Raw genomic sequence first — 23,010 nt, 5'->3', positions numbered from 1 at the left:
GGCCTCGGCCGGTGATTCTGCGTCAGCACAGGGGTCTTGCCGCAAGCCCCCCACTGCGCTATACGTTGGAAGTGGCGGGGGAGAGTCAGCCGATGCCCGCTCGCTGCTGCGGTTGTTTCCCGACTACTGCGCCGATCCGGTGTGGAACGACACCGGCATGGCCGACCTCGACCAGCTCGAGGTGGCGGGATGGCTGCGCGACTAGGCCCGGGAGTGGGAGGACCTCATGGGCGTTCGCGAGCACCGCTACGCCATCGTCGACGAACGCGCGCACCGGGTGTGGATGAGACGCGGGCGCGAGCTGGCACAGCACCTGAAGTCCGATGTCGGCGATGCGTACCGGGTCGAGTTCCAGGCGTAGCTTCCTCGTGAGACCCCGATGGTGGTCTGAGGGTGGCTGAGTCGTCCTCGTCCATGGTCCTGGGGTGAGGACGTGGACGTTGCTCGGCGAACGGCCCGGACCGGCGGGCTACCTGACGGTGACCACGCGCCGTTACGCCATGCCTGATGAGCGCGAGGCGGACTGGGACGTTCTGGTTGGGGGCAGCACCGTGGCGGTCGTCGCCGTCACGGCTGCGAACGAGGTCGTCCTTGCGCGCCAGTTCCGCCCGGGACCGGGCAAGGTCATGCTCGAGCTGCCCGTCGCCGACTTCGTCAGCCACGTCCGAAGCGGTGAGCTGACGGATGCTGACGTGGCGTGGATGTGTCTGGATCGGCTCTGCCCGTGGCCGCCATCGACCGGCATCGAAGGTGCCGGCCTCACTCTGTCGGCGCCCGACCAGCAGTAGCCAGGGACCGGGCCCGCGGCCAGCGGTCAGCCGGTGGTGGCTGGGTCGCTCTCGTGCCGGGCGGCGGCGAAGGCCTGCTGACGCGCCGACGGCTGGTCGAGGTGCAGGGGGCCGCGCAGCCGCATGGCGGGGCGCTCGACGAGGACCCACGACAGCCACGAGATGAGGATCGCGGCCGCGATGAGCACGAGGTTGCGCGGCATCGTGTGCTCTCCGAGCAGCTGGCTGTTGATGAAGGTCTGGTGCCAGAGGTAGAGCGCGTAGCTGATGGTCCCGAAGAACACCATGACCCGGGAGGCCACGACGCGCGAGTGACCCGACACGGCGGCATACACCAGCCACACCCCGATGAGGGCGTGGACGGCGCCCAGGGGGCGGAAGAGCGGGTGGTCGATGTCGAGGCCGTAGCCGGGAAAGGCCGACACCGCGATGAGGACGACGAAGGGGACGACGGGGTTCGCCGCCGGCGGCTCCCAGCCCCGGGCGCGCATCGCGGCGAGCCCGAAGGCCAGGGAGACACCGAGGAGCAGGGCGAAGGCGTTGGTCTCCGTCGAGATGTCGAGGCGGATCGCGGAGCCGCGGGTCCACACGCTGTAGAAGGTGGCAAGCGCCGCGAGGGACAGCGCGATCGTGACCGCGCGCGGTCGCAGCCACGTCATGACCGCGATGAAGACCAGGGGCCACACGACGTAGAACTGCTCCTCGACCGACAGCGACCACAGGTGGTTGAGGACCCCGAGGTCGGTGCCGTTGATCCGCACCCAGTTGCCGACGTAGAAGAGCGACGACAGCGCCGCGACCGGGTAGCTGGACAGGCGGCCGTCACCAGTTGCCCACAGCAGCAAGGGAGTCAGCGCGAGCAGCAGGAGCAACGCCGGCAGGAGGCGGACCGCGCGACGGCCCCAGAAGCGCCAGAGGCTGATCGACCCCCAGCGGTCCCACTCGCGGACGAGCAGGCTCGTGATGAGGTAGCCGGACAGAACGAAGAAGAGCGTGACGCCCGACAGGCCACCCCAGCGCACCGGCAGGCCGGAGTGCGCGGCGACGACGAGGAGGATGGCGAGTCCTCGTACGCCGTCGAGGTCGCGGTTGCGGGAGTGCTGCACGGCGAAGAGCCTAGGTGCAGGCGGTCTAGGATTGGTCCTCGGTGCCCGTGGCCGCCTCGCGGCCGGGGCCCTTGCTCCGCGCTCAGCGCGGGCGGCCGTCGCGCCGTCCGCACCACGTCCCGGAAGGACCTCCCGTGCTCCGCACTCACGAGGCCGGCACACTTCGTGCCGACCACGCAGGCCAGACCGTCACGCTCACCGGTTGGGTGGCTCGACGTCGCGACCACGGTGGTGTCGCCTTCCTCGACCTGCGCGACGCCTCCGGGGTGGCCCAGGTCGTCGCCCGCGACGAGGTGCTCGCCCGCGGCGGGGCGCACGACGTGCGCAACGAGTTCTGCGTCAAGGTGACCGGCGAGGTTCGCGAGCGCCCTGAGGGCAACGCCAACCCCGACCTGCCGACCGGTGACATCGAGGTCATCGTCGAGCAGCTCGAGGTCCTCAACCCGAGTGCCCCCCTGCCCTTCCAGATCGACGAGCGCGTCACGGTGGGTGAGGAGGCCCGCCTCAAGCACCGCTACCTCGACCTCCGCCGCCCCGGCGCGAGCTCCGCCGGTGCCGCCATCCGGCTGCGCTCGAAGGTGAACGCGGCAGCCCGCGAGGTGCTCGGCGCCCGTGACTTCGTCGAGATCGAGACCCCGACGCTCACCCGCTCGACCCCCGAGGGTGCCCGCGACTTCCTCGTGCCCGCCCGCCTCGCGCCTGGCTCCTGGTACGCCCTCCCGCAGAGCCCGCAGCTGTTCAAGCAGCTGCTCATGGTCGCCGGCATGGAGCGCTACTACCAGATCGCCCGCTGCTACCGCGACGAGGACTTCCGTGCCGACCGGCAGCCGGAGTTCACGCAGCTCGACGTCGAGATGTCCTTCGTCGAGCAGGACGACATCATCGAGCTCGGCGAGGCGATCATCGCCGCGCTGTGGAAGCTCATCGGGGTCGAGCTGTCGGCGCCCTTCCAGCGCATGACGTATGCCGACGCGATGGCTCGCTACGGCTCGGACAAGCCCGACCTGCGCTTCGGCAACGAGCTCGTCGAGTGCACCGACTACTTCACGGACACGACGTTCCGGGTCTTCCAGGCCGACTACGTCGGCGCCGTCGTCATGCCCGGCGGCGCGTCCCAGCCGCGCAAGCAGCTCGACGCGTGGCAGGAGTGGGCCAAGCAGCGCGGCGCCCGCGGTCTCGCCTACGTCCTCGTGCAGGAGGACGGCGAGCTCGGCGGCCCCGTCGCCAAGAACCTCACGGACGCGGAGCGCGCGGGTCTCGCCGCGCACGTCGGCGCCAAGCCCGGCGACTGCATCTTCTTCGCAGCCGGTGCGACCAAGCCGTCGCGCGCCCTCCTCGGTGCCGCCCGGCTCGAGATCGGCCGCCGCTGCGACCTCATCGACGAGAGCGCCTGGAGCTTCCTCTGGGTGGTCGACGCCCCGCTCTTCGAGCCGGCGGCCGACGCCGTCGCCTCGGGTGACGTCGCCGTCGGTGCCGGCGCCTGGACCGCGGTGCACCACGCCTTCACCTCGCCGAAGCCGGAGTTCGTCGACACCTTCGACACCGACCCCGGTGCGGCGCTCGCTTACGCATACGACATCGTCTGCAACGGCAACGAGATCGGCGGCGGGTCCATCCGTATCCACAGCCGCGACGTGCAGGAGCGTGTCTTCAAGGTCATGGGCCTGTCGGAGGAGGACGCGCAGGAGAAGTTCGGCTTCCTGCTCGAGGCCTTCGCCTTCGGCGCGCCGCCCCACGGCGGCATCGCCTTCGGCTGGGACCGCATCGTGTCGCTGCTCGCGGGCACCGAGTCGATCCGCGACGTCATCGCCTTCCCGAAGTCGGGTGGCGGCTACGACCCGCTGACCGCTGCCCCGGCGCCGATCACGGCCCAGCAGCGCAAGGAGGCCGGCGTCGACGCCAAGCCGGAGGTGGCCGGCCCCGCCTGACGCCTGTCGGGTCTGGTCGGCCCGGGTTGCGCAGTCCCGGCAACTCCCGGACGCGCCGGCACCCGCGGCGGATACTGGAAAGGCCTCGTCCTCGGGGACGGGGCCTTTCGCCTGCCACTGACGGGGAGGTCAGGATGAGCACGGTCACGGTGCTGGAGCAGAACGGGACGCTGCGGGCGCCCGAGGTCGTCGAGCTGGCGGCGCTCGCCGGGCTCGAGCTCGCTGCCGCGGCCACGCTGCTCGAGAAGGAGTCGAGCGGGGGGCGCAACATCTTCGGTCGCGACGGCGTCGAGACCGGCGGCTTCTACACCAAGGGCGGGCCGGTCACCAAGGCGGCCTACCTGCTCTACCGGGAGCACCGGGCCGAGCTCGGCGCCCAGGGAGTCGGGCCCACCCAGCTGACCTACCCGCCCTTCCAGGACCGGGCCGACCGGCAGGGCGGCTGTTGGGACTGGCGCGTCAACACCCGGGTCGGCTTCGACATCGTCTCGGGCCTCATCAAGGCAAAAGGGGTCCGCAGCGGCTTCCGCGCCTACAACGGGTCGGGGCCACGGGCCGAGGCCTACGCCGACGACGCGATGAAGAAGCTGCACGTGTGGCGCGAGCGACTCGACCCCGCCACGCTGATCGACGACCCCGGTCGCCCGACGCTCCGCGAGGGCGACACCGGCGCGGTCGTCCTCGCCCTGCAGAAGTTCCTCAACGCGAGCTTCCCCAGCTACTCGAGTATCGATCTCGCTCCGAAGCGCTACGGCCCCCAGACCGCCAAGGTGGTGGCGGAGTTCCAGCGGCGAGCAGGAGTGTCCGGCCCAGGAGTCAGCGCAACGGGAAAGCTCGTCGGGCCGCCCACGTGGGTTGCCTTGGAGCACTTCGGCTTTCGCTGATGCTGCGCTGAGGCTGACGCCGCCTGCGACGTCGGGTGGCAGGATGAGAGCGTGGCGGCACCGATCACGAGAGCCCCGGACGACGTGCTCGTCCACCTGCGCCGCGCCCGCGACCTGGCAGACCGTGAGTATGCCGCCCCGCTCGACCTCGACCGACTGGCCTCCGTGGCGGGCCTGTCGAAGTACCACTTCCTCCGCGTCTTCCGGGCGACCTACGGCGTCACGCCGGCGGAGTACGTCTCGCGCCGGCGCATCGAGCGCGCCCAGGACCTCCTGCGCGCGACGAACCTCACGGTGACCGAGGTGTGCCACGCCGTCGGCTTCTCGAGCCTGGGCTCCTTCAGCAGCCGCTTCCGCTCGGTGGTGGGGGAGAGTCCCAGCGACTTCCAGACGCGGTATGCGTCGACGGGCGCGCCGCACATCCCCGGCTGCGTCCTGTTCATGTGGGGTCTCGTGGAGAGCTCCGCAACCCAGGAGAAGCACGAGCCGCCGGACCCGTCCTAGCGTTGACCCATGATCACCAACATCAGCATCGTCAGCGTCTTCGTCAAGGACATCGACGAGTCCAAGCGCTTCTACGTCGACGTCCTCGGATTCGAGGAGAAGGACGACATCACCCTCGGCGACGGCTACCGCTGGTGCTCCGTCGTGCATCCCAACCAGCCCGAGCTGCAGGTCAGCCTCGCCGTTCCCGGGCCTCCGTTGCCCGAAGAGCTCGTCACGGCGATGAAGCGGGCCCAGGACTCCGGCGGCCTCAACGGCCTCGGCCTCACCGTCGACGACTGCGAACAGACGTTTGCCGACCTCTCGGCGAAGGGCGTCGAGTTCCTCCAGCCGCCGTCGGCCCGGCCCTACGGCACCGAGGCCGTGTGTCGCGACAACTCGGGCAACTGGGTCGTGCTCGTCGAGCCGTCGGACCGGACCGTCACCGCGGCTGACTTCGCCTGAGGCTCAAGGCCGCCCGGACCGAGCGCCCGGTCAACGGTCGATGACGACCGGGCGGCTCGACCAGGCACACAGCCGGTCGAAGCCCAGGGAGAGGTAGAGCCCTCGGGCGACCGCGTTGTGGGAGTACATCCCGAGCGTGCAGACCCCGGCCTCGCCCACGGCCCAGCGGGTGAGCGCGCCGACGATCGTGCGCCCGAGCCCCGTGCCGCGCAGGCGGGTGTCGACCGCGACCGAGGACAGGTGTGGTGCTCCCGCGCGAGTGGTTCCCCAGGCGGCGACCGCGGAGAGCGACCCGTCGGCCGTCTCGACGGCGAACCACCGCTCGCCGTGGTCGGGCACCGTGTCGGCGGTGGGGGAGTGCTCCGCGAGAAAGGCCGTGATCTCTGCAGCTCGCGCGCGGTCGTCGATCGGCCGCACCCGCTCGTGCGAATCGTCCTCTGCTGGAGCGACGGTCGTGTGCAGCCACTCCCAGTCGCCGCCCTCGAGGATCCGGAAGCGCTGGCTCAGCTCGGCCTCGAGGTGCTGCGGGACGCTGACGGAGAGGGCACGACGACCCGGTGCCACCACCGCCGCGATCCCCGGCAGCGCGTCGAGCAGCGCCGTCACGCCGTCGTCGGGGCCGAGGAGGCTGACGGTGCGCCGGTCGGCCCGGCGCACCCGCTGGAACGCGACCGCCCGCTCGTGGTGCCACCACGTGTCGGCGAGGTCGTCGGTCACCTCCCACCGGACGAACGGGTGGCGGGACGTGGCCTCGAGCAGCCCGTCGAGGCCATGGCGCACCACGATGCCGGCCTCGACCTCCGACGTGACCTCCGATGAGACCTCCGACGTGACCTCGGACGTCACTCGGTGATCCCGTACCGGTTGTGCAGGCGTCGCAGGGGGCCCGGTGCCCACCAGTTCCAGCGCCCGAGCAGCGTCATCGTCGCGGGCACGAGCAGCATGCGCACGAGCGTCGCGTCGATGAGGACGGCGGCGACGAGAGCGACACCCATCTGCTTGATGATGAGGATGTCGCCCGCGACGAAGCCGGCGAAGACGATGCAGATGAGCAGCGCGGCAGAGGTGATGATGCGGCCCGTCCGCTGCAGTCCGAGCGAGACGGCGCGGTCGTTCTCGTAGCCCTCACGGTGGAACTCGACGATGCGAGAGAGCAGGAAGACCTCGTAGTCCATGGACAGGCCGAAGCCGAACGCCAGCACGAGGAAGGGCACGATCGACTCCACCGCGCCGGTCGACGAGAAGTTGAGCAGCCCTTCGAGGTGCCCCTCCTGGAAGATCCAGACGACGACACCGAGCGCCGCCCCGAGCGAGATGACGTTGAGCAGCAGCGCCTTGATGGGGATGATGACCGACCCCGTCATGAGGAAGAGCAGGACGAGCGTGCCGAGCACGACGAGCCCCACGGCATACGGGGCCCTCGCCGACATCGACGCGAGGAAGTCGATCTGGCCGGCCGCCTGGCCCGTCGTGAGGGTCTCGAACGGGGCGGGCGTCGCGCGGATGTTGGTCACGAGCTCCTGCGCCTCGTCGGACGTGGGCGGACCGGCGACCCGGATGTCGACCCGCTGGTCGGTCGTGCCGAGCGGGGTGACGGCGAGCGACTCGACGCCGGGGTCGTCGCGGAACTGCTGCGCCCAGCTCGTCACGGCGGCGGTGTCGGACGACCGGGCGACGACGGTCACCTCGGGTGCGGAGAGAGCGGGGTAGTCGCGCGCGAGCTGCTCGAAGAAGACGCGCTGAGGGGCGTCGACGGGCAGCAGCTCGGTGCCTGACGACGTGAGGCGCATCGAGAGGGTCGGCAGGGCGAGGATGACGAGCACGCTGACGACCGCGATGATGACGGCGACGGGGCGACGCTGCACCCCGACCGCCAGGCGCGAGAAGACACCCGTGTCCGAGGTCGGGGCCACGGCCTTGCGGGCCAGGCGCTTGGCGCCGAGGACGCACAGGGCCGGCACGAGGGTGACGGCGACGACCATGGCGACGAGGACCACGCTGACGCCCGCGACGCCGATGGCGCGCATGATCGACGCCTCGAAGAGCAGCAGGCCCGACAGGGCGATCGCGACGATGAGGGCGGAGAAGAGGACGGTGCGCCCGGCCGTGGCGACGGTGCGCTCGGCGGCATGGGCCACCTCCTCGCGCGACGGCACCCGATGCTCCCGGCTCGACAGCTCCTCACGGAAGCGACTGACGGTGAGCAGCCCGTAGTCGATGGACAACCCGAGGCCGAGCAGGGTCACGATGTTGACGACCGTGGCGTCGAGCTCGACGAGGTGCGAGAACGCGAAGAGCGAGAGCAGCGCACCTCCGATCGAGACGAAGGCGCCGATGATCGGCATGCCGGCGGCGATGAAGCCGGCGAAGACGAAGAACATCACGATGAACGTCAGGGGCAGGGCGATGCCTTCGCCGCGGATGAGATCGCGCTCGACGGTCGTCGTGATGGCGGTGATGATCTTGTTCGGGCTGCCCACGGAGCCTTGGGCATTCATCACCTTCGGCACCTCGAGGAGCGCCTTCTCGGCGGCTGCCTCGGCTGCGTCCTGAGCCGCCTTGTCGAGACCCGGCTCGAAGTCGACGACCGTGACGAAGCCGCCCGCCGCGGGCGTACCGCCCTTGAGCAGCGGCGCTGCGGCCGGGTCGGTGAGCCCGCCGGGGACGAGCAGGGGTGAGCGCACCTGCTTGACGCCCGGAACCTCACCGACCTTCTTCGTCGCGGCCGTGCCGTCGGCGACGACCGTGGTGTCCGTGAGGTCGGCCCCGGTCACCTGCATCGTCAGCGTCTCGAGGGCAGGCTGCGACTGCTCGATGACCTGACGGGCCTGTGTCGACTCCGAGTCGACCGTGGGCGCGCCCGAGTGGAGCCGGTTGAAGAGCGACTCACCGGTGACCCCGCCGACCGCCACGGCGAAGCAGGCCGCGGTGATGAGGACCCAGGCGATGACCCAGCGTCCGGGGTGGCGAGCGATGAGCCTGCCGAGCCGAGCCATGCGCGTCACTTTTGCGTCGGACGCGGCGGCCCGGCCGGTCGCGTCGGGGGCCGGGGCCCCGGAAGAGGGGTTCTGCACGTGGATAGCCTTCCACAGTGACCTCAGACGACCTCTTCGGTGCCGCCTCCGCCGCCGACCGCGCGGAGCAGCCGGCCTCGGCCGGGCACGCTCCGCTCGCCGTGCGGATGCGACCGCGCACGCTGGACGAGGTGCGCGGCCAGGGCAAGGTGCTGCGCCCCGGCAGCCCGCTGCGCCGGCTCATCGAGGGGTCCGGGGGAGCCGCCGGGCCCCTCTCGGCCATCATCTGGGGACCGCCGGGCACGGGCAAGACGACGCTCGCCCACCTCGTCGCCACCGCCGCCGACCGGCGCTTCGTCGAGCTCTCGGCGGTCACCGCCGGCGTCAAGGACGTGCGGTCGGTCATGGAGTCGGCGAGCCGCGAGCGCGACCTCTACGCGCGACAGACCGTGCTCTTCCTCGACGAGATCCACCGCTTCACCAAGGCCCAGCAGGACGCCCTGCTGCCGGGGGTCGAGAACCGCACCGTCATCCTCGTGGCGGCCACGACGGAGAACCCGTCGTTCAGCATCATCGCGCCGCTGCTCTCGCGCTCCGTGCTCGTGACCCTCGAGTCGCTCTCCGACGAGGACGTCGCCGACTTGCTGCGGTCGGCGCTCGGGGACGAGCGGGGTCTGGAGGGCGCGCACACGCTGACCGACGACGCCCTCGACCACCTCGTGCGGATCGCGGGCGGCGATGCACGCCGGGCCCTCACCTCGCTCGAGGCCGGGGCGGGGGTCGCGCTCGACGCGGTGCCACCCGGCCGCGACGACGACGGTCCGGTCGAGATCACCCTGGCGCACGTCGAGCAGGCCGTCGCCCAGGCGGCCGTGCGCTACGACCGGGCGGGTGACCAGCACTACGACGTCGCGAGCGCCCTCATCAAGTCGATGCGCGGCAGCGACGTCGATGCGTCGCTGCACTACCTGGCCCGGATGCTCGAGGCGGGGGAGGACCCGCGCTTCATCGCCCGGCGCATCGTCATCTCCGCCAGCGAGGACGTCGGCATGGCCGACCCCACGGCGCTGCAGACGGCGGTGGCGGCGATGCACGCGGTCGCCCAGATCGGCATGCCCGAGGCGCGCATCATCCTCGCGCAGGCGGTGGTGCACAACGCCATGGCACCCAAGTCGAACGCGGCATACCTCGGGGTGGGCGAGGCGATCGCCGACGTGCGCGCGGGGCGTGGCGGTGCAGTGCCCCCGCACCTGCGGGGCAGCGGGTATGCCGGCGCGGAGCGTCTCGGACACGGCGCGGGCTACGTGTACGCCCACGACGAGCCCGACGGCGTCGCGAGGCAGCAGTACCTCCCGGACGACCTCGAGGGGAACGTGGCCTACTACCGCCCGACGGACCGGGGCTTCGAGGAGCGCCTGCGCTCGCGGCTCCAGTGGCTCGCGGGGCGGCTGGGGCGCAGTCGCCCGCAGTGAAGCGCATCGACCTGTGTGGACGGTGTGACGACACACCGGCAGGAAATGCCCCGTCACATGGATTGTTTCGGGCAGGTGACGTTTTGCCGGGACGATGTTGGGCGAGCCGTGGTGGTCGGTAACGATTTGTCATCCAGCGCGTCTCGAGGCTTGGACCGCGCCTTTCCCTGTGGCAAGGTGACGTCGTCCCAAGGGGTGGTCAGCGGTCTTGCCGTGCGCACCTTCCTGGGACCTGTGGACCGCCCCGCGGTCCGGATGAGATCCCCATCAGGATGGAGACAACGCGTTGAACGCCCTACCGGAGCCCGGTGCCGAAGCGCTCATCGAGGCCACGGACGAGGAGTTTGTCGAGCAGACCGAGCGCAACGAGGACCTTGGGGCGCCGGCGCACAAGGACGTGCGCACCGGTCGCTCGCCGGGCCGGGTTGCGTGGGACCGCCTGAAGAAGGACAAGGTCGCGATCTTCTGCTCGATCATCATCATCTTCTTCATCCTCGTCGCGATCTTCGCCCCGCTGCTCTACTCGCTGCAGGCCGTGGACCCCATCACCGGCGCCAAGGCCGACCCGTACACCGTGCACACGGAGCTCGTCGACTTCAACGGTCTGCCCACCGTCGGCGCGAGCTCGGCGCACTGGCTCGGGGTGGAGCCCCGCCTCGGCCGTGACCTGTTCGCCCGCTGGGCTGTCGGGGCACGACCCTCCCTCGTCATCGGCTTCATCGCCGCCGGCGTCTCCACGATCCTCGGTGTGACGCTCGGCCTCATCGCCGGCTACGCCGGCGGCTGGGCCGACCGCATCATCACGTGGATCACCGACTTCTTCCTCAGCCTGCCGATCCTGCTGCTCGTCATCGCCATCGTGCCGATCGCACAGAAGAGCATCGCCGGCGGCGCCGACCTGACGGCGGAGGAGACCTCCTCGATCCGCTTCTGGGTCCTCATCGTCATCCTCTTCGTCTTCGGATGGATGGGTCTGGCCCGACTCGTCCGCGGTGAGGTCAAGAGCCTGCGCGAGCGTGAGTTCGTCCAGGCCGCCCGGGCCATCGGTGTGCCCACCCGGCAGATCCTCTTCAAGGAGGTCCTGCCCAACCTCGTCGGCCCGATCATCGTGTCCGCGTCGATCGCCGTGCCCGCCTACATCACCTACGAAGCGACGCTCAGCTACCTCGGCGTCGGGCTCGTCGAGCCCACCGCCTCCTGGGGCCGCACCATCGCGGACGCCCAGAACCTGTTCGCCACCTACCCCCTGTGGTTGTGGCCCTCGGTCATCGGCCTCTCGCTGCTCGTGCTCGCCCTCAGTCTGCTGGGCGACTCGATCCGCGACGCCTTCGACCCCAGCAGTCGCCGCTGACCCCATCGCGGGTCTCGGTCATACAGATGTTCCCGGCAAAGCGCTGGGACAAGCACAACAAAGGGAGCAAACAACAATGCGCTGGACCAAAGTCCTGACCGTCGGGGCCGTGGCCTCCCTCGGTCTTGTCGCAGCCTGTGGTGCACCGTCGACGAACGGCACCGGCACGGGCAACGCGAGCGGTGACACCGGCAAGGTGGAGGGCGCTGCGGCGACTCTCGACCCGACCGCCAAGGGCCCCGCGCCCGCAGTCGCGGGTGCGAAGAAGGGTGGGATCCTCACGGTCTCCTACTCCTCGACCCCGGCCAACATGGACCCGAGCGACCAGTTCTACCAGGACACCGCGGTCATCTTCTCGCTGAGCCACCGCGCCCTGACGACCTTCGTGAGCCGCGGCGACCAGCAGGTGCTCGTCCCGGACCTCGCGACCGACCTCGGCAAGGTCTCGGACGACGGTCTGACGTGGACGTTCACGCTCAAGGACGGCATCAAGTACGAGGACGGCACGCCGGTCAAGGCGCAGGACATCGTCTGGGCCGCCAAGCGCTCGTTCGACCCCGACCTGGCTGCCAACGGCCCGACCTACCAGCGCGAGTTCTTCAAGGGTGGCGCCGACTACCAGGGCCCGTTCAAGGGTGACAAGAACTGGAACGGCGTCGAGGCCAAGGACGACAAGACCGTCGTCTTCCACCTCGAGAAGCGCTTCGAGACGCTGCCCTACTTCGTCTCGTTCAACCAGTTCACGCCGATCCCCGAGGCGAAGGACACGAAGGCCGACTACCAGCTGCACCCGCTGGCGACCGGTCCCTACATGTTCGACAAGTACACCCCGGGCACCGAGCTGACCCTCAAGCGCAACCCCAACTGGGACCCCAACACCGACCCGGCGCGTCACAACTACCCGGACGGCTTCCACTTCAAGTGGGGCCAGGACATCGTCAAGACGCAGACCGCGATCCTCGCGTCCAACGGTGACGACGCCACCACCCTCAACTGGGACGGCATCGACTCCTCGCTCATCTCGCAGATCGAGGGCGAGAAGAAGGCCCAGTTCGAGGAGGGCCCCTCCTCCTGCGTGCTCATGATCAACATGGACGCCCGCAAGATCCCGATGCCGGTGCGCAAGGCGATCGCCGTGGCCTACCCGTTCGACGCGATCCACAAGGCCGGTGGCGAGACCACGCACTCGTTCACCCCCGCCTCGACGATCATCCCGCCGCAGATCCCGGGCCACCTCGACTACGAGGCCGAGGCTGCTCCCGGCTTCAAGATGAACGGCAAGGGCGACGGCGACCCGGCCAAGGCCAAGCAGATGCTCGCGGACGCCGGCTACGGCCCCGACAAGCCCTTCGAGCTCATCTACTACTACACGAACGACGACGACATCGCCCAGAAGGTCAACCAGGTGCGCAAGCAGTCCCTGGAGAAGGCCGGCTTCAAGGTGACCGACATCGGTGCGCCGAGCGCCGAGCGTCGCAAGCTCGTGGGTGACCCCAAGGGCAAGATGAACATGCTCCAGTCGCCGCGCGGCTGGTGCTTCGACTGGCCGTCCGCCGACTCGATCATCCCGCCCACCATCGGCACGATCGCCCTCTCGCAGGGTGGCACGACGTTCGGTAACTTCTCCGACGCCAAGATCGACGCCGAGATCAAGCGCATCCAGGGCCTCTCCATCACGGAGCAGGGTCCTGAGTGGGGCAAGATGGACAAGTGGCTGACGGAGAACTACCTCCTGGCCATCCCGGACTCCAACGACAAGGGCAACTCGGTGTTCGGCACCAAGGTGAAGAACGTCCACAACAACCCCAACAAGGGCATGCCCAACCTGACGGACGTCTGGCTCGACCAGTAAGACCGGCCGGGGCCGCCCTCCGACCTGAGGGCGGCGACTGACCACAACCCGTGGTGGGGGCTCGGAAACCTCCGGGTCCCCACCACGGATGCCCACTCCTTGGAAGGTATCCCTTGCTCACGTACATCCTCAGGCGCGTGGCCCTCGCCTTGAGCGTCATCTTGGCGACGCTCGTGTCGACGTTCCTCCTCTTCTTCGCCGGCCCGTCCGACCCCGCCCAGGCCATGTGCCCGGAGACCCGGTGCAACCCTGCGCGCCTCGAGCAGATCACGAAGAGCCTCGGCCTCGACAAGCCGCTCTCGCAGCAGTTCCTCGAGTACTTCAAGGGCCTGTTCGTCGGTCGTGACTTCACCTATGCAGGGGACACGGTGCACTGCGGGGCTCCGTGTCTCGGGTACTCCTTCTCGACCCGCCAGTCGGTCAACACCGAGCTGTTCACCCGCTTCCCGAATACCGTCGTGCTGGCCCTCATGGCCGCCGTCGTGTTCGTCACGGTCGGCGTGACCCTCGGCATCATCGCCGCGATCCGCCGCGGCACCCCCGCCGACCGAGGCATCATCGGCTCGTCGCAGACCTTCGGCGCGATCCCGTACTACGTGCTCGCCCTTCTCGTCGCGCTCTACCCGGTCGTGCTCTGGAACATCCTCCCGCAGTACGCACCGATATCGGCGGGCGTCGGGCCCTACTTCCTGGGCATGCTCGCCCCTGCGCTCATCCTCGGCCTCTACACCTCGACCTCGTACACGCGCTACACGCGAAACTCGATGCTCGAGACCCTGTCGATGGACTACATCCGGACGGCCCGCTCGAAGGGCATCCCCGAGCGCACCGTGCTCGTCAAGCACGGCTTCCGCGCCGCGATGAGCCCCATCGTCACGATCCTCGGCCTCGACATCGCGGCCCTGTTGACCGGCACCCTCATCACCGAGCAGATCTTCGGCGTCGACGGGATCGGGCGGCGCACCCTCGCCGCCTTCCGCGCCCAGGACCTGCCCGTCATCATGGGGAGCGTGCTCATCGGAGCGGCGGTCGTCGTCATCATGAACCTCGTCGTCGACATCGCCTACTCCTTCATCGACCCCCGAGTGAGGCTCCAGTGACCGCCACGGCGAACGCCATCCCCACGCAGGCCGCGGAGGCCACGTCAGTCGGCGACGTCGTGCTCGACGTGCAGGACCTCTCGGTCGCCTTCCCGACCGAGGAGGGGCTCGTCAAGGCCGTCTCCAACCTCAGCTACCAGGCCCGCCTCGGCCGCACGCTCGCCATCGTCGGTGAGTCCGGCTCCGGCAAGTCCGTCTCGAGCATGGCCGTGCTGGGCCTGCACAACCCGAAGCGCACGCAGATCACGGGGAGCATCAAGCTCGACGGCATCGAGCTCGTCGGTGCGCCGCAGTCGACCTTCCAGAAGATCCGCAGCACCAAGGCCGCGATGGTCTTCCAGGACCCCCAGAGCGCCCTGCACCCGTTCCACAAGATCGGCAAGCAGATCGCCGAGGCCTACCTCGCGCACAACAAGGTGAGCAAGGCCGTGGCCGAGAAGCGGGCCATCGAGATGCTCGACCTCGTCGGCATCCCGAACCCGAAGCGCCGTGCGCTGCAGTTCCCCCACGAGTTCTCGGGCGGTATGCGCCAGCGCGCGATGATCGCCCTGGGCCTGGTCAACAACCCCAAGCTGCTCATCGCCGACGAGCCGACGACCGCCCTCGACGTGACCGTCCAGGCGCAGATCCTCGACCTCGTCAACGACCTGCAGAAGGAGTTCGGCTCCGCGGTCATCCTGATCACGCACGACCTCGCGGTCGTGGCCGAGACCGCCGACGACATCGTCGTGATGTATGCCGGCCGCGGTGTCGAGAAGGGGGACGCCAAGGAGGTGCTGGCCCAGCCGTCGCACCCCTACACCTACGGCCTGCTCCAGTCGCTGCCGTCGCACTCGGAGGACCTCACCGAGCTCAAGGCGATCCAGGGCTCCCCGCCCAGCCTGCTCAACCTCCCGCCCGGCTGCTCGTTCCACCCGCGCTGCGACTTCAAGAGCCAGGTCCCCGGCGACGCGTGCTGGACCGAGCTGCCCGAGTGGCGCCCGACGCCGGGCCTCGCCAACCGCCAGATCCGGTGCCACCTCACCGACCCGGTGGGCACGCTCCAGGAAGACGAGGGAGTCCGATGACCGCCCAGCCGAGCACCCAGACCCGAGCCGCAGCGGACAGCGCTGCCAAGCCGCTCCTCGAGGTCACCGACCTGCAGCGCTACTTCCCCTTCCGTGAGGTCCAGGGTCTGCGCATGGTCAAGGCGACGGTCAAGGCCGTCGACGGCATCAGCTTCACCCTTCGCCAGGGGCAGACGCTCGGCCTCGTCGGCGAGTCGGGCTGTGGCAAGTCGACGACCTCGCGCCTGGTGACTCGTCTCGACGAGCCCACCGCCGGGTCGGTCGTCTTCGAGGGGCGCGACATCACGCACCTCAAGGAGCACCAGCTGCGCTCGATCCGGCGCGACGTGCAGATGATCTTCCAGGACCCCTACAGCTCGCTCAACCCGCGCCACACGATCGGCTCAATCCTCTCGACGCCGCTCAAGGTGCACGGCCTGCACAAGGGCAAGGAGAAGGCTCGGGTCCAGGAGCTGCTCGAGCTCGTCGGCCTCAACCCGGAGCACATCAACCGCTACCCGTCGGAGTTCTCGGGCGGCCAGCGCCAGCGCATCGGCATCGCCCGCGCCCTGGCGGTCGAGCCCAAGCTCATCATCGCCGACGAGCCGGTCTCGGCCCTCGACGTGTCGATCCAGGCGCAGGTGATGAACCTCCTCGGCAAGCTGCGCGACGAGCTCGACCTCGCGTTCATCTTCGTCGCCCACGACCTCGGCGTCGTGCGCCACTTCTGCGACCAGGTCGCGGTGATGTACCTCGGCAAGATCGTCGAGTACGGCGACAAGAAGAAGATCTACGAGGCTCCCGAGCACCCGTACACCCAGGCCCTGCTGTCGGCGGCACCCGACATCAACGTCGCTCGTGGCATCGCTCCCAAGGAGCGCATCCGCCTCATCGGCGACGTGCCGAGCCCGATCGACCCGCCGAGCGGGTGCCGGTTCCGCACGCGGTGCTGGAAGGCCCAGGACATCTGCGCCCAGCAGGAGCCGCCGCTCGCGACCTCGGTCGAGGACACGACGTCGGTCCGCGCCAGGCGTGACCGGGGCCTGCACCTGCAGGCGTGCCACTTCCCGGAGGTCAAGACGACTCTCGTCGCCGAGGTCCCGGCCGAGCCGGTCGCCTGAGGCACCGGCGCACATCCGGGCCGCGTCGAGCAGACCCAGCCCGTATGCCGTGGGGCCGGCTTCCCGTGTGGGAGCCGGCCCCACGGCATACCCCCGCCTGTCGCCCGACCCCGGGCCGGCGGCCCGCTCGCGTCCCGCTGCGTGGGAGCGCGCGCGTGCGCGGGGGTCGGTTAGGGTTGACGGCGGCGCGACGTGCGCGCCGACGAGCGAAGGACGATGCGTGGTGGACTGCGTGGTGGGCACGGAGCAGTGGATGACGGCGAGGCCGCAGGTGTGGTCACGAGCCGGCCGGGGGTCAGTCGCGCCCTGCTGAGGCGCCTCGGCTGACCCCGCCCCGACTCCCACCCCGCAGCACCGACCACGAGGACAACACACATGGAAACCGCTGAGATCAGGCGTCGCTGGCTCTCCTTCTTCGGGGAGCGCGGCCACACCGTCGTGCCGAGCGCGCCGCTCGTGCACGAGGACCCCAACCTGCTCTTCGTCAACGCCGGCATGGTGCCCTTCAAGCCCTACTTCCTCGGGCAGGAGACGCCGCCCTTCCGCCGCGCCACGAGCGTGCAGAAGTGCGTGCGCACCCTCGACATCGAAGAGGTCGGCAAGACGACCCGCCACGGCACGTTCTTCCAGATGAACGGCAACTTCAGCTTCGGCGACTACTTCAAGGAAGGCGCCATCGAGCTCGCGTGGGAGCTCATCACGCGCAGCCAGCGTGACGGCGGCCTCGGCTTCGACGAGAAGGACCTCTACGCGTCGGTCTACCACGACGACGACGAGGCGATCTCCTTGTGGAAGAAGGTCGCCGGGCTTTCCGACGACCGCATCGTGCGCCTCGGCCGCAAGGACAACTACTGGAACATGGGCGTCGCCGGCCCCGGCGGCCCGTGCTCCGAGATCCTGCTCGACCGCGGCCCGCAGTTCGGCGCCGACCGCGACTGGGAGGCGGGCGACCGCTACCTCGAGTTCTGGAACCTCGTCTTCATGCAGTACGAGCTCGAGAACGTCCGGTCCAAGGAGGACTTCGACATCGCGGGCGAGCTGCCCAAGCGCAACATCGACACGGGCATGGGCCTCGAGCGCGTCGCCTACCTGCTCCAGGGCGTCGACAACATCTACGAGACCGACGAGGTCTTCCCCGTCATCGCGGCAGCCGAGGACCTCACCGGGCGCCGCTACGGAGCCGACCGCGACGACGACGTGCGCTTCCGCGTCGTGGCCGACCACGTGCGCAGCTCGCTCATGCTCATCGGCGACGGGGTCACGCCGGGCAACGAGGGCCGCGGCTACGTCCTGCGCCGTCTGCTGCGCCGCGCGGTCCGCTCGATGCGCCTCCTCGGGGTCGACGCACCGACGCTGGAGCACCTGCTGCCGGTCAGCAAGGAGCGGATGAAGGCGTCCTACCCCGAGCTCGAGCGCGACTTCCACCGCATCAGCCAGGTCGCCTACGGCGAGGAGGACGCCTTCCGGCGCACCCTCGCGGCCGGCACGACGATCCTCGACACCGCGGTGGCGAGCGCGAAGTCCTCCGGACGCTCGACCCTCGGCGGCGCGGAGGCCTTCGCGCTGCACGACACCTACGGCTTCCCGATCGACCTGACCCTCGAGATGGCGGCGGAACAGGGCGTCCAGGTCGACGAGACCGGTTTCCGCACCCTCATGGCGGAGCAGCGCGACCGCGCCAAGGCCGATGCCCGCGCCAAGAAGTCGGGCCACGGTGACACGAGCGTCTACCGTCGCGTCTCCGACACCCTCGGCCGCGAGGTCGAGTTCACCGGCTACGACCAGGTCGTCACCGACACCCGGCTGCGCGGACTCATCCGCGGCGGTGAGGTGGTCGAGCGCTTCGGCCCGGGCGACGAGGTCGAGCTCGTGCTCGACCGCACGCCGCTCTACGCCGAGTCGGGCGGCCAGCTCGCCGACCACGGCCGCATCCGCCTGTCGGGTGGCGCCGTGCTCGAGGTGACCGATGTGCAGCGCCCCATCTCGGGTCTCGTCGTGCACCGCGCGACGGTGCTCGAGGGCGAGGGCGCCGTCGGCGAGGACGCCGAGGCCGAGGTCGACGTGGCCCGCCGACGCTCCATCTCGCGCGCCCACACGGCGACGCACATGGTGCACCAGGCGCTGCGCGACGAGCTGGGAGACACGGCGACCCAGGCCGGGTCCGAGAACTCCCCGGGTCGGCTGCGCTTCGACTTCCGCTCGCAGCAGGCCGTGCCCGCGGGCGCGCTCGGCGAGATCGAGTCACGCATCAACGGCGTGCTCCTCGACGACCTGCCCGTCACGGCCGACATCATGGCCATCGACGACGCCCGCAAGCTCGGCGCGATGGCGCTGTTCGGCGAGAAGTACGGCGAGCGCGTGCGCGTCGTGTCGATCGGCGACTGGTCGCGTGAGCTGTGCATCGGCACCCACACCCCGCGCGTCGGGCAGATCGGGGTCGTCAAGCTGCTCGGCGAGAGCTCGATCGGCTCCGGGGTGCGCCGTGTCGAGGCGCTCGTCGGCGTCGACGCCTACACGCACCTCGCGCGTGAGGCCGCCATCGTCAGCCAGCTGACCGAGGTCGTCGGAGGACGCCGCGACGAGCTGCCCGACCGCATCGCCGGCATCCTCGGTCGCCTGCGCGACGCCGAGAAGGAGATCGCCGCCGTCAAGCAGGCCCAGGTCCTCGGTGCGGCAGCGGGACTCGTGTCCAGCGCCCGCGAGATCGCGGGCGTCCGCTTCGTCAGCCACGACGCCGGCGACGGCGTGTCGGCCGACGAGCTGCGCGCGCTCGTGCTCGACGTGCGCACCCGTCTCGGCAACGACCGGCCGGCCCTCGTGTCGATGGCCGCCGTCTCCGGAGGCAGGCCCGTCGTCATCGTCGCGACCAACGAGCAGGCCCGCCAGACGGGGCTGCAGGCCGGGGCGCTCGTCAAGCTCGCCGCGCAGGCCCTCGGTGGCGGAGGGGGCGGCAAGCCCGACCTTGCCCAGGGAGGCGGCACCGACCCGACGCAGGTCTCTCGCGCCCTCGGGGTCGTCGAGGACCAACTGCGCGCCCGAGGCGCATGACGATGCCCGACGAGCCCCCGGTGCGGACAGTGCGCCCCGGGGTGCGCGTCGGCGTCGACGTGGGCAGCGCCCGGGTCGGGGTGGCTGCCTCGGACCCCACCGCCACCTTCGCGCACCCGGTGCGCACCCTCGCCCGCGACGAGCTGCACGGCACCGACCTCACGCAGATCGCGACCCTCGTCGAGGAGCTCGCCGCCGTCGAGGTCGTCGTCGGGCTGCCCCTGCTGCTCTCCGGTCAGGAGGGCGAGGCCGCACGCATCGCACGCGACTACGCCGTGGCTCTCGCGGCCCGAGTGGGTACCGTGACGGTGCGACTGGTCGATGAACGCTTGACCACCGTCGACGCGCACCGCAGACTACGCGACAGCGGCGTGCCGGGACGGGGCCAGCGCAAGGTCGTCGACCAAGCGGCAGCTGTCCTCATCCTGCAGACCGCACTCGACACGGAGGCTCGCTCGGGCAGGCCGCCAGGGGAGCCAGTCACCACGGGGGGAAGACGAAAGAAGGAACGTCGCCGATGAAGGACCATCTCGAGTCATCGATCTTCGGTGACCACGATGACCACGCCGACGTCCACGACCCCGTGGGGCACGACGCCGCCCACCCCGCCGCGCCGCCCGCGAGCCGCCGCGAGCTGCGCGAGGCCGAGCTGGCCGCCAAGCGCTCCCGTGGGCGCCGGCGCAGTGCCGGCGGGGCTCGCGAAGGCCGCGGCAAGCCCCCGTGGTGGCGACGCCTCATCGTCATCGTCCTCGCCCTGGCCGTCATCGGCGGCGGCGTCGTGGTCGCGTACCACGCACTGCGCCCCGTCGTGGAGGGCTTCCTCGAGTCCAACGACTACCCGGGCCCGGGCGACGGCAGCGTGCGCGTCACGGTCGAGCAGGGCGCCGGCGGCAGCGCGATCGCGCGAGAGCTCGTCGACGCCGACGTCATCAAGTCGACGAAGGCGTTCGTCGAGGCGGCCAACGCCGACTCCAAGAGCGGCGGCATCCAGCCCGGCGTCTACGAGATGAAGAAGCAGATGCGCGCGGCGGATGCCCTCGCCCTGCTCGTCAACCCCAAGAACCGCATCGTCACCCGGGTCACGATCCCTGAGGGCCTGTGGGCCACGGAGATCTACGCGAAGCTCTCGAAGGCCTCCGGCATCCCCGTGGCGCAGTACGTCGCCGCGGCCAAGGACGCGGAGGCGCTCGGGCTCCCGTCGTCGGCCCGGGGCAACGTCGAGGGCTACCTCTTCCCGGCCAGCTACGAGTTCGCGCCCGACTCGAGCGCAGCGGCCCAGCTGAAGCAGATGGTGGGGGAGTCGGTCAAGCGGCTCGACGCCCTGGGCATCCCCCCGGAGAAGATGGAGCGCGTGGTGATTCTCGCGAGCCTCGTCGAGGGCGAGGCCAGCACCGAGGCCGACCGCGGCAAGGTCGCGCGGGTCATCGAGAACCGCCTCGCGTCCAACACGTCCATCGGCTTCGACTCGACGGTCAACTACATCTTCAAGAAGCGCGGCGTGCCGACGCAGGACATGCTCGACAGCGACAGCCCGTACAACACGCGTCGCTTCAAGGGCCTGCCCCCGGGCCCGATCGCCAACCCGGGCGAGAGCGCGATCCAGGCCGCTGCGGCCCCGCCGGCCGGTGACTGGTTCTACTTCGTCACCGTCAACCTCTGCACGGGAGAGACGAAGTTCGCCGTGACCGCTGCCGACCACGCCAAGAACGTCGCCGCCTTCAACGCGTGGCGCGCGTCCACGGGGGGCAAGTGCTGACCATCCCGGCCGAACAGACCCGGTGCGCGGTCTGGGGCTCACCCATCGCCCACTCGCTCTCGCCCGTGCTGCACCGAGCCGCACACGTCGCGCTGGGCCTCACGACGTGGTCCTACGACCGGCGCGAGGTCGACACGGAGTCGTTCGCCGGCGCGCTCGAGCAGCTCGACGAGACGTGGCGCGGGCTCTCCCTGACGATGCCGCTCAAGGAGGTGGCCCTGCAGGCCGCCGTCGAGGCGACCGACACGGCCCGTGAGACCGGTGCGGCCAACACCCTCGTGCGCGTCGAGGGAGGTTGGCTCGCCGACAACACCGACGTGCACGGCATCACCGCCGCCCTCGCGGCCGTGGGCTGCGACCTCGCCTCCGATGCTGTGACCGAGGTCGTCGTCGTGGGGTCGGGCGCCACGGCGCGGTCGGCCATCGCCGCGCTCGCCGCCTCAGGTGACTCACGTGACTCAGGTGCCGTCGCGGCGCGGCGTGTGACCCTCATGGTGCGCGACGAGGCTCGTCCCGAGACCGTGGCGCAGGCGCGAGCGGCGGGGCTGGAGGTGGCGGTCGCAGCACTGGGCGAGTGGCCCGACGCCGACCTCGTCATCAGCACCGTGCCCCCGTCGGCCGGCCTGCCGCTCGACACGCTGCCCACGACCGACGGAGGCCGCACCCGCGTGCTGCTCGACGTCGTCTACGGCGAAGGGCCCACCCCGCTCCAGCGCGGCGGCCAGCACCGGGGCTGGACGCTGGCCCGCGGCGTCGACATGCTCCTGCACCAGGCGACCCGCCAGGTGAGCCTCATGACCGGTCAGCCGGCGCCGCTCGCCGCCATGGCCGAGGCGCTGTATGCCGTCGTCGACCCGGTCTGGGGGGTGCGGACCTCCGCCGGTGGCCGATGACGTGGACCGCCTTCCCGGCGACCCCGTGGTGGTTCGTCGCCGTGCTGGCCCTCGCCGGCGCGGCCGTCGGTGAGGTGCTGCGTCGCCGTCTCGTGACCGGCGGCTACCGGCTCGACGACGAGACCGGTCCGCCACCTCGTGCCCCGATCGCCGTCGTGCCCGTCGCGATGGCGCTGCTCTGGGGGCTGCTCGCCTGGCGCTTCGGGCCCCTCTCGGAGTGGGCCCTCACCCCGGCCTACCTCGGCTTCGCGTTCGTCGCGGTCGCGCTCGCGTGGGTCGACGCGGACGTGCACCGGCTGCCCCGGGGACTCACCCGGCCGGCATACCCCCTGCTCGTGGGGCAGCTCGCGCTCGCGTCGCTCGCGTCGGGGGACTGGGCCGCCCTGCGGCGTGCCGCAGTCGCGGGGCTCGTCCTGTGGGTGATCTACCTCGTCCTCGCCGTCCTCGCCGCGCTGCTCGGCAGCGGCTTCGGGCTCGGTGACGTGACCCTCGCCGGGCTCGTCGGGCTCGCGACCGGCTACGTCAGCGTGACTGCGACGCTCGTCGCGACGTTCGCCGCCTTCCTGCTCGCGGGCGTCTACGGCGTGGGGCGCATCGTCGTGCGGCGGGGCACCCGCAAGGACGACATCGCCTTCGGCCCCTGGATGCTCGTCGGCACCCTCATCGCCCTCGTCGTGGAGCTGGCTCCGATCATCTGAGCGGT

20 protein-coding genes are annotated in these 23,010 nt (G+C 70.4%); 17 read left to right on the top strand and 3 right to left on the bottom strand.

The annotated features are described in order from the left end of the window. Nucleotides 1-226 precede the first annotated feature (226 nt). Nucleotides 227-361, top strand: a complete 135-nt coding sequence (locus FHX52_RS24520) for a hypothetical protein (protein WP_281287979.1) — start codon at nucleotides 227-229, stop codon at nucleotides 359-361. 64 nt (nucleotides 362-425) lie between these two features. Continuing rightward, nucleotides 426-788, top strand: a complete 363-nt coding sequence (locus FHX52_RS06630) for a hypothetical protein (RefSeq protein ID WP_141821001.1) — start codon at nucleotides 426-428, stop codon at nucleotides 786-788. A gap of 26 nt (nucleotides 789-814) precedes the next feature. Here FHX52_RS06630 and FHX52_RS06625 read toward each other — a convergent pair whose 3' ends face one another. Then, complete coding sequence (locus FHX52_RS06625; RefSeq protein ID WP_141820999.1) at nucleotides 815-1,894, bottom strand: acyltransferase family protein; 1,080 nt, start codon at nucleotides 1,892-1,894, stop codon at nucleotides 815-817. A gap of 134 nt (nucleotides 1,895-2,028) precedes the next feature. On the opposite strand from FHX52_RS06625, the gene aspS reads away from it, so the two are divergent. From aspS to FHX52_RS06605, 4 genes are all read left to right on the top strand, one after another. Beyond that, nucleotides 2,029-3,822 (top strand): aspartate--tRNA ligase, encoded by a 1,794-nt coding sequence (aspS, locus tag FHX52_RS06620; RefSeq protein WP_141820997.1) that lies wholly within the window; start codon nucleotides 2,029-2,031, stop codon nucleotides 3,820-3,822. Between the two features lie 134 nt (nucleotides 3,823-3,956). Further along, on the top strand, nucleotides 3,957-4,706 hold the full coding sequence (locus FHX52_RS06615; protein ID WP_141820995.1) for a peptidoglycan-binding domain-containing protein: 750 nt from the start codon (nucleotides 3,957-3,959) through the stop codon (nucleotides 4,704-4,706). 51 nt (nucleotides 4,707-4,757) lie between these two features. Then, nucleotides 4,758-5,210, top strand: a complete 453-nt coding sequence (locus tag FHX52_RS06610) for a helix-turn-helix domain-containing protein (RefSeq protein ID WP_141820993.1) — start codon at nucleotides 4,758-4,760, stop codon at nucleotides 5,208-5,210. A gap of 9 nt (nucleotides 5,211-5,219) precedes the next feature. Continuing rightward, the gene (locus FHX52_RS06605; RefSeq protein WP_141820990.1) at nucleotides 5,220-5,654 is read left to right on the top strand and encodes a VOC family protein; all 435 of its coding nucleotides are present in this window, start codon (nucleotides 5,220-5,222) and stop codon (nucleotides 5,652-5,654) included. Nucleotides 5,655-5,684: 30 nt separating this feature from the next. On the opposite strand, the gene FHX52_RS06600 is transcribed toward FHX52_RS06605, so the two are convergent. After that, nucleotides 5,685-6,500, bottom strand: a complete 816-nt coding sequence (locus FHX52_RS06600; protein ID WP_141820988.1) for a GNAT family N-acetyltransferase — start codon at nucleotides 6,498-6,500, stop codon at nucleotides 5,685-5,687. Continuing rightward, nucleotides 6,497-8,728: an MMPL family transporter gene (locus FHX52_RS06595; RefSeq protein ID WP_342777903.1), complete on the bottom strand. Its 2,232-nt coding sequence runs from the start codon at nucleotides 8,726-8,728 to the stop codon at nucleotides 6,497-6,499. Before FHX52_RS06595 ends, FHX52_RS06600 begins: the two co-directional genes overlap by 4 nt. A gap of 17 nt (nucleotides 8,729-8,745) precedes the next feature. Here FHX52_RS06595 and FHX52_RS06590 point away from each other — a divergent pair, with 17 nt between their 5' ends. From FHX52_RS06590 to FHX52_RS06540, 11 genes are all read left to right on the top strand, one after another. Beyond that, on the top strand, nucleotides 8,746-10,140 hold the full coding sequence (locus FHX52_RS06590; RefSeq protein WP_141820986.1) for a replication-associated recombination protein A: 1,395 nt from the start codon (nucleotides 8,746-8,748) through the stop codon (nucleotides 10,138-10,140). 286 nt (nucleotides 10,141-10,426) lie between these two features. Continuing rightward, on the top strand, nucleotides 10,427-11,491 hold the full coding sequence (locus FHX52_RS06585; protein ID WP_246069644.1) for an ABC transporter permease: 1,065 nt from the start codon (nucleotides 10,427-10,429) through the stop codon (nucleotides 11,489-11,491). Between the two features lie 76 nt (nucleotides 11,492-11,567). Further along, nucleotides 11,568-13,343, top strand: coding sequence for an ABC transporter substrate-binding protein (locus FHX52_RS06580; RefSeq protein WP_141820984.1), 1,776 nt, complete (start codon nucleotides 11,568-11,570; stop codon nucleotides 13,341-13,343). A 53-nt stretch (nucleotides 13,344-13,396) separates the two neighbouring features. Then, entirely contained in the window at nucleotides 13,397-14,443 is a 1,047-nt protein-coding gene (locus tag FHX52_RS06575) for an ABC transporter permease (RefSeq protein ID WP_281287999.1), read from the top strand. After that, nucleotides 14,440-15,510, top strand: coding sequence for an ABC transporter ATP-binding protein (locus FHX52_RS06570; RefSeq protein ID WP_141820981.1), 1,071 nt, complete (start codon nucleotides 14,440-14,442; stop codon nucleotides 15,508-15,510). The genes FHX52_RS06575 and FHX52_RS06570 overlap by 4 nt, the downstream gene beginning before the upstream one ends. Further along, nucleotides 15,507-16,610: an ABC transporter ATP-binding protein gene (locus FHX52_RS06565; protein WP_141820978.1), complete on the top strand. Its 1,104-nt coding sequence runs from the start codon at nucleotides 15,507-15,509 to the stop codon at nucleotides 16,608-16,610. The genes FHX52_RS06570 and FHX52_RS06565 overlap by 4 nt, the downstream gene beginning before the upstream one ends. A 375-nt stretch (nucleotides 16,611-16,985) precedes the next feature. Further along, nucleotides 16,986-19,658, top strand: a complete 2,673-nt coding sequence (gene alaS, locus FHX52_RS06560) for an alanine--tRNA ligase (protein ID WP_141820976.1) — start codon at nucleotides 16,986-16,988, stop codon at nucleotides 19,656-19,658. Next, nucleotides 19,655-20,179 carry a Holliday junction resolvase RuvX gene (gene ruvX / locus FHX52_RS06555; protein ID WP_246069643.1) on the top strand — a complete coding sequence of 175 codons (525 nt, stop codon included), beginning with the start codon at nucleotides 19,655-19,657 and terminating at the stop codon, nucleotides 20,177-20,179. The genes alaS and ruvX overlap by 4 nt, the downstream gene beginning before the upstream one ends. Beyond that, entirely contained in the window at nucleotides 20,176-21,414 is a 1,239-nt protein-coding gene (mltG, locus tag FHX52_RS06550) for an endolytic transglycosylase MltG (protein WP_141820974.1), read from the top strand. The genes ruvX and mltG overlap by 4 nt, the downstream gene beginning before the upstream one ends. Then, nucleotides 21,408-22,307 carry a shikimate dehydrogenase gene (locus FHX52_RS06545; protein WP_246069642.1) on the top strand — a complete coding sequence of 300 codons (900 nt, stop codon included), beginning with the start codon at nucleotides 21,408-21,410 and terminating at the stop codon, nucleotides 22,305-22,307. The genes mltG and FHX52_RS06545 overlap by 7 nt, the downstream gene beginning before the upstream one ends. Next, nucleotides 22,304-23,005, top strand: coding sequence for a prepilin peptidase (locus tag FHX52_RS06540; RefSeq protein ID WP_141820972.1), 702 nt, complete (start codon nucleotides 22,304-22,306; stop codon nucleotides 23,003-23,005). Before FHX52_RS06545 ends, FHX52_RS06540 begins: the two co-directional genes overlap by 4 nt. Nucleotides 23,006-23,010: the final 5 nt, after the last annotated feature.

Origin of the sequence: Humibacillus xanthopallidus (genome assembly GCF_006717145.1) — a bacterium.
GTDB lineage: Bacteria > Actinomycetota > Actinomycetes > Actinomycetales > Dermatophilaceae > Humibacillus > Humibacillus xanthopallidus.
This window is presented reverse-complemented; position numbering and strand designations above follow the sequence as displayed.